We start from the raw sequence: 15606 nt of genomic DNA, 5'->3' as shown, positions 1-15606 counted from the left end.
ACCCCTGCCCCGTATGGCGCCAAACTGATGCCCCGACTCTTTCCCCGCCGTATTGACCCCGTGGAGTGGCGCAGATGAACAGTAACAAGTTGGCAACCCCCATTAGCCTGCGAAAGGCCCTTACCCTTATCGAGGAAGGTCACTGTACCGCACTGGAACTGCTGGAGGCCTGCCTTGCCCAAATCGAGGCCCGCGAGCCTGAGGTCGGTGCCTGGCAGCACCGCCTTGACGCCAAAACCTGCCTGGAACATTACCGCAATAACCAGTCGTTTTATGAAACCAGCCTGCTGAAAGGACTACCCATCGGTATCAAGGACATCATCGACACCGCCAATATGCCGACCGAGATGGGGTCCCCCATCCACAAGGGTCGCCAGCCGGTTGACGATGCCAGCTGTGTTGCACTTCTGCGCCAGGCCGGCGGCATTATTATTGGCAAGACGGTCACAACCGAATTCGCCTATTTCAAACCCGGCAAGACCGCTAACCCACGCGATCTGAAACGAACGCCAGGCGGCTCTTCCAGTGGTTCGGCGGCGGCTGTCGCCGATGGAATGGTGCCAGCGGCACTGGGCTCACAGACTGCTGCATCCGTCATCAGGCCCGCCGCCTACTGCGGTACGGTGGGTTATGTGGGTACTCGCGGGGAGTTTTCGCTGCGTGGCATCCAGCCACTGGGACAATCACTGGACTCGCTCGGCCTGTTCAGCCGCCAAGTTGAAGATATCGAACTGCTGCGCGCCATTCTGCTGCGCCAGCCGGAGCCGATGACCACAGCCGACGCCCTGCAGCCCAAACGCATCCTTCTGTGTCGGGGCGATGCCGCCGGTGAGGTCGAGCCGGACATGGCAGACGCCATCGAGCGGGCCGCTACCACTCTGCGCACTCAAGGGGTTGACGTAATAGAGCCCGACAACAGTGACTGGCTGGGTGAGCTGGTACAGCATCATAGCCTGATCATGGCGTATGAGGCAGCTCGCAACCTGGCACTTGAATCAAGCCAGCCTGACCTTCTGAGTCCGGCGCTGCAGGATCTGATTTCAACGGGCCTGGCGACCCCGCGCGCCGATTATCTGGCATCCCTGCAAGCAGTGGCAGATATCCGTGACACGCTGGCTCAACGCTACCCGGATGTAGATGCCATGCTCGCACCGGCCGCACCGGGCGTGGCGCCCGAAGGACACGAACGCACCGGCGCACCCCACATGAGCCGTCCATGGCAAGCGATGGGTTTGCCGGTGGTAACACTGCCGGGGCTGACGGATGCCGACAACCTGCCGCTGGGGATTCAACTGATTGGGCAACCGCACAGCGATGACAACCTGCTGCGCATCGCACGCTGGCTGGAACCGCTGCTGCGCTGATCAGCGGTAGCTGTACTCAACCACCTCGGCCGGAATCAGGCCGGGGTTATCCGCCAGATATTGACGCACAGAGCGTCCGTCAGCAGTAAAACTGGTATCAAGAAAATTCTGCAGCACCGACTCGCCCTGAGTGGCCGCAGACTGCAGGCAGAAAGCCAGATAGCGCGGGTTGGGCAGAATATCGCGTCGCCAGAGCGGACCCGCGTAATACTGCCCGACCCGGCGCTGATATTCCGCCTCAGTGACACACTTGTTGAGGCGGTAATCCGTATCCGAATAGCCTGTGCACATGCGTCCTCGAGAAGGCTCACCAGTGTCCAGATGACACGTTTCCACCTCGATCCAGCGATAACGATGCTCGCGTTCGTACAGTTCCAAAAAGTCAGACTCGCTGCACTCGAACTGAGCGGCAATGATGTCGACACCGTCTGCCGCTTCGGTGGAGCATGAGGCCAGCTCCAAACTGTCCGGTGACATGCCATGCCGACTGATGAACACGATGCCTACCTTATCAAACACGCGGCGATAGCCTGGCACTCGCACCAAACGGTAATTGCTTAGATTCGGAACAGTTTCGCGCGCGGACTGCTCCGACAGCAGCGAGCCATACCCCACAACGGAAATCATGGTCTTACCAGAAGTACCAAAGGGCCACAATGGACGCCAACACCAGCGGCAGCATCAGCAACAACGCCTTGAGGTCACCCAGCAGGCGTTGAACCAGCACCAGATGCACCACCGGAAAGGTGATGAACAGGCAACTGACGGGAATCCACCAATCAAGGTGCCGAATACCATAAGCCAGCGCTCCGATCAGTGTCAGCGCTCCCAGGTTGCCGGCCATCACTACGGTCACCGCACCGTTGCGGGTCTGCATGAACGCCGGGCGCTTCTCCTCCGGCAACTTGTTCAGTGCTCCGGCACTCAGTGCCGCCGACATGGACACCAGGCCCGTCGCCAGAAACAGATACAAAGCTTCGTACATCAGAACTCTCCTTCAAATCAGCGCAGATTGTAAAAGATCAGGCCGCATTTCGGTATCAATATCCCTGACCGGGAAAAGTGCTGCGGGGTAATGCTAGAATTGCACTTTGCCGTTTGTGATTCAGGTACACCACCATGCCCGACTTTCTGGTTGATGAAACCATTGAAGACTATGCCTTTGTTAACACTCGCTCAGAGCCGCCACTGCTGCAGGAGCTGATCGACCAGACCAACCTCAACATGGGCTGGCCGCAAAAACTGTCGGGCCGCCTGGTAGGCCGCACGTTGAAAATGCTCAGTGCCCTGGCACAGCCAAAGCAGGCACTGGAGATCGGCATGTTCACCGGCTACTCCGCGCTATCAATCGCAGAAGGCATGCCAGCCGATGGCAAGCTGATCTGCTGTGAAACCAACCCTCGTGCCATCGAATTTGCCAAGGGCTTTTTCGATCGCAGCGAGCACGGTCAAAAGATCGAGGTAATTTTCGGCCGTGCGCTGGATACGCTGGAAACACTGGATCTGGAGCTGGATTTCACCTTCATCGATGCCGACAAGCGTAACTACCTCAACTACTATCAGCGCGTTAAACAGATGACCCGTCCCGGTGGGCTGATTATCCTCGACAACGTGCTTTGGTCAGGCAAGGTGGTACAGCCCGAATCCGAGATTGACGACATTCTGGTTGAAACCAACCGCTTCATCGCCGCCGATCCCGAGGTGGAAAACGTGTTTTTGACCGTGCGCGACGGCCTTAACGTAGTCCGCAAGCTGCCATGAAGAAGTGGCTGGGCCTGCTGTTTCTGTTACCACTGTTGCTGGCAGGCCTGGTGTGGCTGTCCCTGCCCTGGAGCGCCCAGTATCTGATCGAGCGCTGGCTGACTGAACAGGGCTTCGTTGCACCCGCATTCAATATGCGCCACCCCTCATGGGAAAAGCTTCATATTGATCACCTAAGTGTCAGTCAAACCGGCGATGGCCGGCGTGTAACACTCAGCGCCGATCATGTTGAGCTGCATTTCGACCCGATCAACCTGTTGCAGGGACAGCTGGCAGAGCTGCGCGTGCAACAGGCTCGTCTCGATATCGTTGCGGATCATTCGCTCAAAGGCCGTGCTGAACAGCTTCAACTACAACCCGACCCGATCGATTTGACCCGTTTCCATCCGCAACAGCTGTTCAGTTACGCCCCTTCGAGACGACTGGTGATTGCCCAACTAGAGCTGAACTACACGGCGCCGGAGCAACCACCCCTGACCCTGCTTGGCAATGTGGATCTGGAGCCACAGCTGCTGCAGAGCCGAATGCAGATCCAACTGGATCAGCAACCGCTTGGTTATCTTGATCTCAACTTTGATCCCGACTATAAGCTGCAGCTGAGTGTGAGCAACACCCAGCAACCATTACTGCAGAGCCAACTACAGCTGTCCCCTGACGCACAAAACTGGCGTTTTGAAGCCGATACTACGGTTCATATCCAGCACCTGCTCCCTGCCCTTGAGTCATTGCAGATTTCACTGCCACAAGAGGTGCGCCGACTCAGTGGCGTGCTGAAGCTTAACAGTCAGCTGGAATTGCCGGTCCAGCTGACACCTGACGCGCAAACAATGCTGCATCTCGACAGTCGGCACGACATTGCCGCCAGGCTCAAACTGCCAGGCCAGAACTCCCTGCCCGGCAGCGATCTGAATCTGCAAGCCGACCTGCAATTTCTTGATGGCTCAATTCGCCTGCAATTGAAACCCTCAACCCGGCTGGTACTCCAGCAGCCGGATATTCCAGAATTGCCGCCGATCAATTTGAGTGCCGACCTGCAACTGCAGCCTCACCTTATGCAAATAAATGGTGTGGTCGGCCTGCGCACACAGGAACCTCCGTTGCAGCTGGACACCGAACTGACACTGGATGCCAACCTCAATGGCCAAGCCAGCCTGAACCTGCAACCCGTTCAACTTGCTGCACTGTTACCGGCATTACAACGTTTACTGCCTCAGCAGACAACCTGGCCTGATATTCACCAGGGGCAACTTCAGGCCGGGGGTGAACTCCGTTTGAGTAAAGGTGATTGGCAACTGGAGCTGCGGCCAGCACTGACCAGAGTCAATCTCAGCCTGGACAACACTCATATCCACAGCCTGAATCTGGATAGCCAGATCGAGCTTGCGCCAAGTGGACGTTTCAGCGCACGCGGCAACTTCAGTATCGACCATACCGATACGGGCCTTAGGGTCCATGGCCCTGACCTCGACTACATCCTGACCGGCTATGGCAACAGCCAATACTGGCTGCAGTTGACCCCTTTCAGCCTGTCAGCCTTGGATGGCATCATCGCAGTACCGGCGCTGGGGTTTGATCCGCTCAAGCCTGATCTGGACACTCGCCTGGCCGTCTCGGCCTTTGACCTGAGCCGGATTCTGGAGCTGTACCCCCAGGAGGGCCTTTATGGCAGCGGTGTGCTGGGTGGAGAGCTGCCCATCCGTATCAACGGCAATAAGGTCAGCATCCAAAACGGCCATCTGCTCAGCGGCGCAGAAGGTGGCGTAATCCGCTATCAACCCTCCCCTGAAGTCGCGCTGATGGGACAACAGAACCCCGGCATTCAACTGGCACTGGGTGCCCTGACAGACCTGCGCTTTGAACTGTTGGACCTTAAGCTGGACTACCAGCCCAACGGTGATGCCGATATGAGAGCCCGGCTTAAGGGACACAATCCTGGCTGGCAGCAGGGCCGACCGGTCGATCTTAACCTGAATATAGAGGAGAACCTGCTTGACCTGTTACGCACGCTTCAGCTCACAGGCCGTGTCACCGACTCCATCGACCGTCGTTTCCGCCGCTAGCCCGTTTCCGTTAAGGCTGCTTTCAGCTAAGCTGCTGCTCAATGGAAACCATTGATGCGATTCTGTGTCAGACCGCATACAGCCCAGCAAGAAAAGGAACCTATTATGCTCAGCCGACAACTGCTGCCCGCCACGCTCTGCGCGCTTGGTCTGCTTGTCGCAGCCGGCTGCACCCCTACCGTGCAAGTGGCCGCGCCGTCCGAGCCGATCACCATCAATCTCAACGTCAAGATCAAGCATGAGATTCTGGTCAAGGTCGACAAGGAAATTGACTCCATGCTGGATGAAAACAGCGAACTTTTCTGAGGGGCGAACCATGTTGCGCACATTGAGTAAAATTCTGACCACAGGCCTGTTGGCTGTAAGCCTGAGCATGCCCGCCTTTGCCCTGTCACTGGACGAAGCCAAATCCAGCGGCGTTGTAGGTGAAAGAGCCACCGGCTACCTCGGCATCGTGACCTCCAACCCCAGTGCCGATGTAAAGGCGATGGTGAATGAAATCAACAACAAACGCCGCGCGCTGTATCAACAAAAAGCCAGCAAAGCCGGGGTTTCACTGGACGTAATGGAACTGCGTACCGGCCAGCGCCTGCAGGAAATGACCCCAGCCGGAGAGTATATTCAGGATGGTAACGGTCAGTGGCGTCGAAAGTGAAACAAGCCCTCTGTCTACTGAGCCTCGGCTGCCTGGCTTCGGCGGTAACCGCAGCCGAACAACCGCCGGCGGAATCACCCTCACTCAACCCGGATCAAAGCTGGACAGCCAATTTCTATTTTGAAAACGACCTGTTCAGCGATACTGACCAGCAATACACCAATGGTGTGCGGCTATCGTTTGTATCACCCGAAATCGACAACTTTATCGATGACCCAGACCTGCCCGGCTGGATGCGTGATGCCAACCGCCTGCTGGCACCGCTTGACCCTGAGCCTGTCCGTCTTGGCGAAGACGTGAGCCGCCGCCTGATTTTCACCTTGGGGCAATTGATGTATACGCCGGAGGATCGCGAGCGTACCAGCATCGACCCAACCGACCGCCCCTATGCAGGCTGGTTGTACATGGGCTTTGGCTACCATACCCAAACCCGCAATCGGATGAACTCCTTTGAGGTGAATCTTGGTATGGTTGGCCCCGCCGCACTGGCACAGGAGTCACAGGACTTCATCCACGACCTGCGCGGTATCGACAATTTTAACGGCTGGCATAACCAGTTGCGCAATGAGCCAGGGCTGCAGCTGGTGTATGAACACAAGAACCGTTGGCTGCGTCAGTCACTGGGCAAAGGCTGGGAGCATGAAGTCCTGCTGCATGCCGGTGGCAGCCTCGGCAACGTCGCAACCTATCTGAATACCGGGGCTGAGTATCGTATCGGCAAGCACCTGCCACATGACTTTGGCACCTCGGCGCTGCGCCCGGGGGGCGACAACAGCGTTCCGGGACGAGGCGATCCTCGCTTTCGACATCACTGGGGCATTCACGGCTTTGTGTCTGTTGACGGCCGTTGGGTACTGCGGGACATTTTTCTTGATGGTAACACCTGGCGCAGCAGTCACAGTGTCGACAAGGAACCACTGGTCGGCGATGTCGCCTTTGGCATTGCGGCCACGTGGCAACAGTGGAAGCTGTCTTACGCCCGCATCTACCGCACACGTCAGTTTGAAACTCAGCAGGGCAACCATAATTTCGGCTCTCTTGCCGTTTCCTATACATTTTAATATCTGTATCAACGTCAGCTGATTTAAGGGTAATTCCGTAAATCAGCTGACTAAAATTGCTTCACTTGTTAAACTTCTCGCTTTATTCCTGCAACGACACGCTGACACCATGACAACAACAAAACCGATCAACCTGCTGCTGGTTGATGACAGTCGTATTGCACGTCTCAGTCTCAGCCGTCAGCTGAAATCTCTGGGCCTGGAACTGAATTTGCTGGAGGCTGATTCGGCTGATGCAGCCGAAACCCTGCTGCAGAGTCAAGCCGCCGATATCGCCCTGATCGATTTCAACATGCCCGGTCGTGATGGCCTCGAACTGGCCGAGGCGCTCAGTGCCCGTTTTCCGCAATTGCGGATGGCACTGGTGACCGCCAACATACAGGACGCACTGGCCCAGCGCGCCCGCGACATGGGCATGGCGTTCCTGCCCAAGCCAACCACCGCCGAGCAGCTCGCTGCCTTTGTCTGTCAGGAGGCGTGAATGGACCTGTTCAGCGCCGATGAGCACGACCTGATTGTAGAGCTGATGAACCTGGGGGTTGGCCGTGCTGCTAACGCCCTGTCACAGCTGGTCAATGACGAAGTCCTGTTGTCGGTCCCGCGTGTAGAGTTCATCTCTGTACCCGAAGCTCAGGCGGCCTTCCGCAAGGACTTGCCCTCATTTCTGGCCGGTGTGTTGCAGGATTTTGAAGGTTTTATCAATGGCCGTGCCGCGTTGCTGTTCCCGGAAGCCCGGAGCCTGGAGCTGGTAAACGCCATGATCGGTGAAGAACTCAGTGCCGATGAGATCACCGAGCTGGAGCAGGAGACCCTGGCAGAGCTGGGCAACATCCTGCTCAACCATTGCCTGGCCACGCTGGCCAATCAGTTGAAGCAGCAGGTTCAGACCGATATTCCCAAAGCGTTCAGCGTCAGTGCAGCCGACCTGCCCAGCACCCTGAGCCTGTACGACTCGGATAACGAAAACACGCTGGTGATGCTGGTTCAGATCGACTTCAGTCTGCGCCACAGTGCACTGCGCGGCTATTTAGCCTTCATTATTGACCTGCGCTCGGCTGATACCTTTATTACCGCCCTGCGCAGCTACCTTGCTGAGTTGCTGTAAGCAGGAATCGCATATGCACCAGACTGAACTCCAGAGCGCCTGCCTGTCCGATAGCCTCGAAAACCTCGACTGCACCGAACTGCTGCACAGCCTCGATGGCGGTGTATTGCTGCTGGACGATAAGTGCCGCATCATTTTTTGCAATCGCTGGTTCAGCCGCAACACAGGTCTGACCGAACAGCAGATTGTTGGCCACACCATTGAAAGTCTGTTTTCCGCACAGCTGCCACCCGCTTTGCTGGACGCCATTGAAAGCGGATGCCGGCTGCGCATGGGCCGCATTCTGTCACATCAGTTACACAAACGGCTGCTTCCGCTTTGGCGACGCGGACCCGGGGGTGAGCAGACGCCTCTGTACCAATCGATCCTGATCAAACCGCTCAGCCACAGTAACCTGACGCTGGTGCAGTGCCTCGACATCACCAATGCCGTCAAACGCGAGCAACACCTGCGCGCCAGCGAACGCATATTACGGCTGGAACGCAGTGTGCTGGAGCTGATCGCCACCGGTGATTCGCTGGAAGAGGTCTTGCTGCAGCTGTGCAATACTGTTGAAAGCCTTGTGCCGGGCGCCAGCGCGGCAATACTCCTGCCTGACGAAAGCGGTCGACGCCTGCATATCAAAAGCGCTCCGAACCTGCCCGGACATTTCCTGCAGCGCCGCGAGGGACTGGGCCTGACGGCAGAAGGCACCACCTGTGCACAGGCGTACCTCAGCCGTGGGCTTACAATCTGCCCGGATATCCATCAGGACAACAACTGGAACCATTGGCGTGATCAGGCACAACGCTACGGCATCGCTGCCTGCTGGGCCCAGCCGATCATAGCGGCCTATGATGAAGTGATCGGGGTGTTCGCCTGTTATCCACACAACCCGGCGGTGCCGGACGACACTCAGCGTCAGCTGCTGCAGCGCATGGCCCATTTGGCCGCGATCGCAATGGAGCGACACAAGCGCATCGAACGCATCCGATTTCTGGCGATGCACGACCCGCTGACAGGGCTGCCCAACCGCAGCCTGCTCAACGAGCACCTGGGACGCAACCTGCGTCGCGCACATCGGGAAGGCAATCAGTTTGCGCTTATGTTCATCGATCTTGACGGTTTCAAGCAGATCAACGATCTGCATGGACACGATGCCGGTGATGACCTGCTGTCGGTGTTGTCCGGCCGCATTACCGAGCAGCTTCGCGGTACCGACACCTGCGCACGCATTGGTGGAGATGAGTTTGTAGTAATGCTGGAAACCGTCACCACAACGGAAGCGTCAGAGCAGGTGGCAGAAAAGCTGCTGGAATGTCTCAGCCGTCCGGTCAAGCGCGGCCAACTGCAGTTGCAGGTGTCCGCCTCAATCGGCATTGCACTTTATCCACAGGATGGCAGCAGCGCGGATGCCCTGCTGACCCGTGCTGACGATGCCATGTACCGCGCCAAGGCACTGGGCAAGAACCGCTGGCACCGGCTGGATTAATGCAGGCTTAGTGCCGGAATTTGCTGACAGCCTTTTTCAACTGCATGGCAAGCGCCGCAATCTCCTGACTGGTCGCCGCTACACTGTCAGCCGCTGTAGATGTTTCATCCGCAGCCATATTGATGCGAGTCAGATTCTGGTTCATCTCATCAGCGACTGAGCTTTGCTCTTCAGCAGCACTGGCGATTTGAGTATTCATATCATTCATTCGCATGATCTGCTGAATAATCGTCTCCAGCGCTTCATTGGCACGCGCGGCCTTTTCCACTCCATCAGTGGCCTGCTGCTGCCCCTGCTGCATCACTTTGGCCGCCTTGATCGCAGCCGCCTGCAGGTGACTGATCATGTCATGAATTTCAGTGGTTGATGTTTGAGTACGGCCTGCCAGGCTGCGCACCTCATCCGCCACCACCGCAAAGCCACGCCCCTGCTCACCGGCACGGGCAGCTTCTATGGCTGCATTCAACGCCAGCAGATTGGTCTGTTCCGCGATCTCCCGAATCACATCCACAACCTTGCCTATCGCCTGAGCATCTTCGGCCAGCTCCGCTATTACCTGAGCAGCTGATTCAACCTCAGATGCCAGATGGTTCATGCCATCAACGCTTTCGGTCACCACCGACTGACCATGGTGAGCCGACTCATCCGCGGCCGTAGCGCTTTCGGCAGCGGTTGCCGCACTCTTGGCTACGTCATGCACGGTGGCGTTCATCTCATACATGGCAGTTGCCACCAGATCGGTTTCAGCCTTTTGTGCCTGAATGCCACTGCGCGATTGCTCAGCCATGGCAGCCCCACGTTCGGCCTGCTCATTCAGAGATTCGCCTACCTGACCAATCTCACGTGCCAATTGGGCAAGGCTGTTGCGGGTCTGGATGAAGCGTTGGGTGATACGCCCCACTTCATCTTCATTCGAAGCAAACGGCAATGACTGGTCCCGGAAATCCCCAGCCGCCATGTTGTCGGCAATACTGCCCAGATTATCCATGCCGCGGTTGATACGGCGGGTCACGAATAAAGCGAAACCAAACGCCAGCAACAGGCCGAGAACACCAACGGCCAGTAGTTGAAGATTCAACATCACGGCAGTTGCACTCATTTCAGCGCGTGCTTCCTGCGCCCCCCTCAACTTGCGGTCACTCAAGTCGGCACGTGTCTTGTCAGCCGCGGCAAAGAGTGGATTGACCTGTTGCAGAATCTGCCAGTTCGCCCCCACATAATTACCCTTTTCAATCAGGTCCAGAGTCGGATTCACCCCTTTTTCAAAAAAATTCTCGAACTCCTGTTCAAAGGCGCGGGACAACTGTGCTGCTTCTTCACCGTGGTGGACTGACATAAATGCTTGCCACAGGTTTCGAACCTGCTGCTCGTAGTCACGAACCAGGTTAGTATGCAGACTGGTAGGATGGTTGTGAGCCTTGACGAATTCAGTCCCAGGCTGGTGCTGAATACTCAACAGCAGCTGCGCACGAATATCCCCCATCAAACCGCCAATGCGTTCCACCTGATACAGCGGCACCATGCGACGATCGAAGTTATCATCAAACTGAAACGCTTCGTATTTGAAGCCATACATGGCGAAGCCGGTCAGGGCCACAACCACCAAAAGAAACAGCGCTACAAGCATGCGTAGCAGGTTTTTGATAGAGCCAAACAGACCAACGTGCATAGAAACTCCTTGTCTGGGGGCAGTCCTGAACAAAATGTGTAGTTATTCTAATACAGTTGAACGTCTGTTTGTATAAGAATAATCTTATTGATCGATCTTACGCATGGCACCCGACAATTCGTTCACTCGCGTGTGTGTTTCTTCGACCAACTGTCCGATCTCACGGGCCGATTCGCCCGATCGCTGAGCCAGCCCGCGTACCTCGTCCGCTACCACCGAGAAGCCTCGACCCGCTTCTCCTGCACGCGCTGCCTCAATGGCGGCATTCAGTGCCAGAAGGTTGGTTTGCTCAGCAATCTGGTTAATGCTGGTGACGATATTGGCAATGCGGTCACTGACCTCCTCTACCGAACTCATCGCCTGCAGTGTTTGAGTCACCGCCACCCGCCGATCAGAAATATCGATACCAAAGCCAACCAGGCGAGTAATCCTTCGTTTGAAGTCCCGCAGGGCACAGAAGCGCATATCCAACGTCAGAGGGTCTCCACTGGCGAGGGTAATCCCCAGCTTACAGGCCAGCTCACCCTGCTCTTTCAGCCGGTTAAGCTGCTGCGGTTCAATCTGTTGCCACAGGCTGTGGGCGACCTGCTCCGCACGGTTGCGACTGCGCTTTGTGAAGTAGGTGTTGGCCGATGCAAAGTGGCCCTCAGGGGTGTACTCAACCATCAGAAGGGATTCACTGATCGCTTTGAGACGGACTTCAGATTCCAGTGCTTCGCGCTTGGTTTCGGTAATATCCGCCTGGATGGAGATAAACTTGTCCGCGTGGCCGCGCTCATCCAGAACCGGTGAGATCGACAGCGACACCCAGTAGGGCTCACCAGCCTTGTTGTAGTTGAGAATTTCATCATAAAACACATCCAGATCACGCAGATGCTGACGGATGCGTTCAATGGTTTCAGGACTGGTCTCTTCACCCTGCAGGAAGCTGCCTGGCTTGCGGCCCTGCACCTCAGCCAGCGTGTAGCCAGTCATACGAATGAAGCCGTTATTCACATACTCGATACAGCCTTCCGCATCGGTAATAACCACCGAGTTTTCAGTCTTGTCCGCTACCAGACTGAGCATGCGCATCTCTTCGCGCCGCTCGACTTCTTCAGTGATATCGCGCAGGAAGGCTGTGTAGGTGACGCGATCATCCACCGCCACCTTGGACAGCGACAGCAACGCCCAGCGGTGACCTCCGTCAAGGCGCTCAATATCAACTTCACGTGACGTGCCGACAATTCGATCCTGTCCGCCCTCGCGATTGCGGCGCACATACTCGTCATGGCGTGGCTGATGTATCTGGGGCACCAGCATTTTGACGTTTTGCCCGATCACCTGATCGCGTGAGCAACCCCACAGCACTTCGGCCGCCTTGTTGAACAGGGTGATGTTATTGCGCTCATCAATGCAAACCACCGCATCCAGCGCCTGCTCAAGCGTTTGCTGCATCATCTCGCGTGCACTGCGCTCGGCCGTTACGTCACGCACGAAAGCACTGTAGTATTTCTTGCGCCCGACCTTGACCTGCGACAGCGCCAGCTGAACCCAGATGCGTGAGCCGTCCTTGCGCTCGACCTCAACTTCTCGCGAGGTCCCCACTATTCTGTTTTCACCGGTTTTACGGTGATGACCCACATAATCATCATGCCGACTCCGGTGCTCCTGCGGTACCAGCATCGACACGTTGCGATTGATCACTTCTTCGCGACTGTAGCCCCACAACGCTTCGGCAGCCCGGTTGTAGCGTTTGATGCGGTTGCGCTCATCAATCATGACTACCGCAATCAGTGACTGATCCAGCGTTTGATCCGCCGAGCTTTTCCCTGGCCATAGGTGCATCTGTTGTCCTCTTCAACCCACAGGCGATCGGACGCTACCTGTGAGTGTCTTATTTTTATAACGGTTGTACAAACGTGAAATTTAGCAGCTCTGCATAAAGGGGGGAACCAGCGATTGGGGGTAAATACCAGGGCCTCACGCCTCGGCAGGCTCCCCTGCGACATTATGTCTCAAGTCAGGTATGTCGCATTCCCCTAGAATAGCTCCAATTTTTCGCCCTTATGGACATCTCTCATGCGGCACCACAAGGTGAAACTTGTGGCATGACCCACATCAGGGAATACACAGGAGACATCATGAGTAACACCTTCAAGGCTTCCCGGTTCAAACAACGTCAACTGCTGACCGCGATTGCATGTGCTTCACTTTCTCATGCTGTTTGCGCAGAGCCTGGGCAAGCAGAGTCCGTGCTCATCGTAACCAAACCCGCGCCAGAGGTACTGGACCATTCTGTACAGCAGTCTCCTGCGGTGATTGACATGCTTCGAGCCGCAACCAATGACAGTGCCAGCCTGCTCAGAGATATGCCTGGCGTCAGCCTGAACGGCGCCGGTGGTGTTTCCAGTTTGCCCTCGATTCGTGGACTTGCAGACGACCGTCTACGCATCAAGGTGGATGGCATGGACTTGATTGCGGCCTGCCCCAACCACATGAATCCGCCCCTCTCATACGTTGAGCCGAGCAACATTGGATTGATGAAAGTCTATGCCGGCATCTCACCTGTCAGTGTGGGGGGTGACAGCATTGGAGGTACCATCATTGTCGAGAAACCTGAGCCTGAGTTTGCTCACGCCGGCAATGACAGTATTACCAAAGGAGAAGTTGGCGCCTTTTATCGCAGCAACAATGACGCCGTTGGTGGTCATCTCAGTGCCACTCATGCAACGGAGGACCTGAGCATCAACTACAGTGGCTCATGGAGCAAGGCTGACAATTATACCGCAGGTGCCGACTTCAAGGATTTTGTCGAAACCGGCACGCTGGGTCATGCATTGAGCCTGGATGAAGTTGGCTCGACCGCTTACGAAACGCAGAACCACGCATTGGGGCTTGCCTTCAAGGCCGGGGACAATGTGTTCGAGTCCCAATTCAGCTACCAGGACATGCCTGAGCAGCTGTACCCCAATCAGCGCATGGATCTGTTGGAAAACACACAAAAGCTTGCGAACCTTACATGGACGCGTAATTTCAACTGGGGGGTCATGGAAGCAGCCGCATACCATGAAACCGTTGATCACTTTATGGACTTTGGAGCGGATAAACGCTTTTGGTACGGCGCTCTCTCCAACACGCCCGACCCAACAGTTGGCGTACCTTGCAGCCCAATTGGCTTTATGGTCGATGGCATGATGAATACATGTGCCGCAGGGATGCCGATGTACTCTGAAAGTGAAAACAGCGGCCTGAGCCTGAAAGCCGATATCAATCTGAATTCAGACCGTCTGCTGCGCGTTGGTACTGAACTGCAGCGCTATCGCCTCGACGACTACTGGACAGCCTCCGGTGGTGGCATGGGCCCTGACACCTTCCTTAACATCAACAATGGTCAACGTGACCGTGCAGCCCTTTTTGCAGAGCTTGAGTCTAAGCATGATGCGCGCTGGACCACTCTGATGGGTGTTCGCTATGAGCGTGTTCGCATGGACGCAGACGAAGTGCATGGCTACAGCATGATGGCAAATCAGGGGGCTGAATCCGCGGCCTTCAATGCACAGGATCGCTCACAGACCGATGACAATATCGATGTGACGGCGCTCGCTCGCTACCAATACAGCGACCAGCTGGATATCGAAATGGGACTGGCACGCAAGGTACGCTCTCCCAACCTGTACGAGCGTTACACCTGGTCCAGCTGGGCCATGGCCGCCACCATGAACAACTTTGTCGGTGACGGCAACGGTTATGTGGGTGATGTAAACCTCGAACCGGAAACAGCCTATACCCTTTCGACCACCTTTGACTGGCACGCAGCTGATCGCAGCTGGAATGTAACGGCAACCCCCTTCTATACCCACGTCGATAACTATATTGACGCCGTTGCTCTGCCGGCCTGGGGTGATGATCAGTTCAACGTACTCCAGTACGCGAATCAGTCGGCCAGACTCTACGGTATCGACCTGTCTGCACAGGTACCGCTGGGCAGTAATGCATGGGGTCAATGGGGCTTCAAGGGCGTCATCAACTATACCAACGGCGAAAACCGCGATACCGGCGATGCACTGTATAACGTCATGCCTTTGAACGGCCGCTTCACCTTGACTCACCAAAAAGCTGGCTGGGACAACGCAGTGGAATGGGTTGTTGTGGACTCCAAGAAAGACGGTTCAGATGTACGCAATGAGATTGACACCTCCGGTTACAGCCTGCTCAACCTGCGCTCCAGCCACAGCTGGAATCAGGTGCGCCTCGACCTTGGCGTCGAAAACCTGTTTGATCGCAGCTATGCGCTCCCAACCGGCGGTGCATACACCGGTCAGGGGCGTACCATGTCAATCAATGGTATCCCCTGGGGCATCGCAGTACCGGGTATGGGGCGTTCAGCCTATATCGGTATAAACGTTCAATTCTAAGCATCACACCTCCCCTTCAAAGCCGGCAACGCCGGCTTTTTTCATGCTTGTGAATAACCTTCC

14 protein-coding genes are annotated in these 15606 nt (G+C 56.2%); 10 read left to right on the top strand and 4 right to left on the bottom strand.

From position 1 onward, the window contains the following. Positions 1-74 precede the first annotated feature (74 nt). The gene (locus ABIE61_RS04290; protein WP_354407038.1) at positions 75-1364 is read left to right on the top strand and encodes an amidase; all 1290 of its coding nucleotides are present in this window, start codon (positions 75-77) and stop codon (positions 1362-1364) included. Here the strand turns inward: ABIE61_RS04290 and ABIE61_RS04285 are convergent, their stop codons facing one another. Continuing rightward, positions 1365-1991, bottom strand: a complete 627-nt coding sequence (locus ABIE61_RS04285; protein ID WP_354407036.1) for a gamma-glutamylcyclotransferase — start codon at positions 1989-1991, stop codon at positions 1365-1367. A 4-nt stretch (positions 1992-1995) separates the two neighbouring features. Further along, the gene (locus ABIE61_RS04280; RefSeq protein ID WP_091824882.1) at positions 1996-2349 is read right to left on the bottom strand and encodes a hypothetical protein; all 354 of its coding nucleotides are present in this window, start codon (positions 2347-2349) and stop codon (positions 1996-1998) included. Positions 2350-2483: 134 nt separating this feature from the next. Between ABIE61_RS04280 and ABIE61_RS04275 the strand changes: the two genes are divergently transcribed. The 8 genes from ABIE61_RS04275 (at position 2484) to ABIE61_RS04240 (ending at position 9477) form a co-directional block, all read left to right on the top strand. Then, positions 2484-3125, top strand: a complete 642-nt coding sequence (locus ABIE61_RS04275; RefSeq protein ID WP_206835255.1) for an O-methyltransferase — start codon at positions 2484-2486, stop codon at positions 3123-3125. Then, entirely contained in the window at positions 3122-5185 is a 2064-nt protein-coding gene (locus ABIE61_RS04270; RefSeq protein WP_354407032.1) for an intermembrane phospholipid transport protein YdbH family protein, read from the top strand. Before ABIE61_RS04275 ends, ABIE61_RS04270 begins: the two co-directional genes overlap by 4 nt. A 105-nt stretch (positions 5186-5290) precedes the next feature. After that, a complete protein-coding gene (locus ABIE61_RS04265) occupies positions 5291-5491 on the top strand; it encodes a YnbE family lipoprotein (protein ID WP_206835261.1) in 201 nt (66 codons plus the stop codon). A 10-nt stretch (positions 5492-5501) separates the two neighbouring features. Next, a complete protein-coding gene (locus ABIE61_RS04260; RefSeq protein ID WP_206835266.1) occupies positions 5502-5840 on the top strand; it encodes a YdbL family probable chaperone protein in 339 nt (112 codons plus the stop codon). Continuing rightward, a complete protein-coding gene (locus tag ABIE61_RS04255) occupies positions 5837-6901 on the top strand; it encodes a lipid A deacylase LpxR family protein (protein ID WP_354407028.1) in 1065 nt (354 codons plus the stop codon). The genes ABIE61_RS04260 and ABIE61_RS04255 overlap by 4 nt, the downstream gene beginning before the upstream one ends. 109 nt (positions 6902-7010) lie before the next feature. Continuing rightward, the gene (locus tag ABIE61_RS04250) at positions 7011-7382 is read left to right on the top strand and encodes a response regulator (RefSeq protein ID WP_206835268.1); all 372 of its coding nucleotides are present in this window, start codon (positions 7011-7013) and stop codon (positions 7380-7382) included. Continuing rightward, positions 7383-8006, top strand: coding sequence for a chemotaxis protein CheC (locus tag ABIE61_RS04245; protein ID WP_354407024.1), 624 nt, complete (start codon positions 7383-7385; stop codon positions 8004-8006). A gap of 13 nt (positions 8007-8019) precedes the next feature. Then, positions 8020-9477, top strand: a complete 1458-nt coding sequence (locus tag ABIE61_RS04240; RefSeq protein WP_354407021.1) for a diguanylate cyclase domain-containing protein — start codon at positions 8020-8022, stop codon at positions 9475-9477. Positions 9478-9484: 7 nt separating this feature from the next. On the opposite strand, the gene ABIE61_RS04235 is transcribed toward ABIE61_RS04240, so the two are convergent. After that, entirely contained in the window at positions 9485-11146 is a 1662-nt protein-coding gene (locus ABIE61_RS04235) for a methyl-accepting chemotaxis protein (RefSeq protein ID WP_354407018.1), read from the bottom strand. Between the two features lie 84 nt (positions 11147-11230). Beyond that, complete coding sequence (locus ABIE61_RS04230) at positions 11231-12973, bottom strand: PAS domain S-box protein (RefSeq protein WP_354407016.1); 1743 nt, start codon at positions 12971-12973, stop codon at positions 11231-11233. 296 nt (positions 12974-13269) lie between these two features. Between ABIE61_RS04230 and ABIE61_RS04225 the strand changes: the two genes are divergently transcribed. Next, positions 13270-15543, top strand: coding sequence for a TonB-dependent receptor (locus tag ABIE61_RS04225; protein ID WP_354407013.1), 2274 nt, complete (start codon positions 13270-13272; stop codon positions 15541-15543). Positions 15544-15606 lie beyond the last annotated feature (63 nt).

This window comes from Marinobacterium sp. MBR-111, from assembly GCF_040547585.1.
In the GTDB taxonomy this organism is placed as follows: domain Bacteria; phylum Pseudomonadota; class Gammaproteobacteria; order Pseudomonadales; family Balneatricaceae; genus Marinobacterium; species Marinobacterium iners.
The sequence above is the reverse complement of the archived record's forward strand: the minus strand, read 5'-3'. Positions and strand labels throughout refer to the sequence as shown.

What these genes read in the sequence shown, in the direction of transcription:
- ABIE61_RS04290 (WP_354407038.1), top strand. Translation starts at nt 75, where the DNA reads ATGAACAGTAACAAGTTGGCAACCCCCATTAGCCTGCGAAAGGCCCTT.
- ABIE61_RS04285 (WP_354407036.1), bottom strand. Translation starts at nt 1,991, where the DNA reads ATGATTTCCGTTGTGGGGTATGGCTCGCTGCTGTCGGAGCAGTCCGCG.
- ABIE61_RS04280 (WP_091824882.1), bottom strand. Translation starts at nt 2,349, where the DNA reads ATGTACGAAGCTTTGTATCTGTTTCTGGCGACGGGCCTGGTGTCCATG.
- ABIE61_RS04275 (WP_206835255.1), top strand. Translation starts at nt 2,484, where the DNA reads ATGCCCGACTTTCTGGTTGATGAAACCATTGAAGACTATGCCTTTGTT.
- ABIE61_RS04270 (WP_354407032.1), top strand. Translation starts at nt 3,122, where the DNA reads ATGAAGAAGTGGCTGGGCCTGCTGTTTCTGTTACCACTGTTGCTGGCA.
- ABIE61_RS04265 (WP_206835261.1), top strand. Translation starts at nt 5,291, where the DNA reads ATGCTCAGCCGACAACTGCTGCCCGCCACGCTCTGCGCGCTTGGTCTG.
- ABIE61_RS04260 (WP_206835266.1), top strand. Translation starts at nt 5,502, where the DNA reads ATGTTGCGCACATTGAGTAAAATTCTGACCACAGGCCTGTTGGCTGTA.
- ABIE61_RS04250 (WP_206835268.1), top strand. Translation starts at nt 7,011, where the DNA reads ATGACAACAACAAAACCGATCAACCTGCTGCTGGTTGATGACAGTCGT.
- ABIE61_RS04245 (WP_354407024.1), top strand. Translation starts at nt 7,383, where the DNA reads ATGGACCTGTTCAGCGCCGATGAGCACGACCTGATTGTAGAGCTGATG.
- ABIE61_RS04240 (WP_354407021.1), top strand. Translation starts at nt 8,020, where the DNA reads ATGCACCAGACTGAACTCCAGAGCGCCTGCCTGTCCGATAGCCTCGAA.
- ABIE61_RS04235 (WP_354407018.1), bottom strand. Translation starts at nt 11,146, where the DNA reads ATGCACGTTGGTCTGTTTGGCTCTATCAAAAACCTGCTACGCATGCTT.
- ABIE61_RS04230 (WP_354407016.1), bottom strand. Translation starts at nt 12,973, where the DNA reads ATGCACCTATGGCCAGGGAAAAGCTCGGCGGATCAAACGCTGGATCAG.
- ABIE61_RS04225 (WP_354407013.1), top strand. Translation starts at nt 13,270, where the DNA reads ATGAGTAACACCTTCAAGGCTTCCCGGTTCAAACAACGTCAACTGCTG.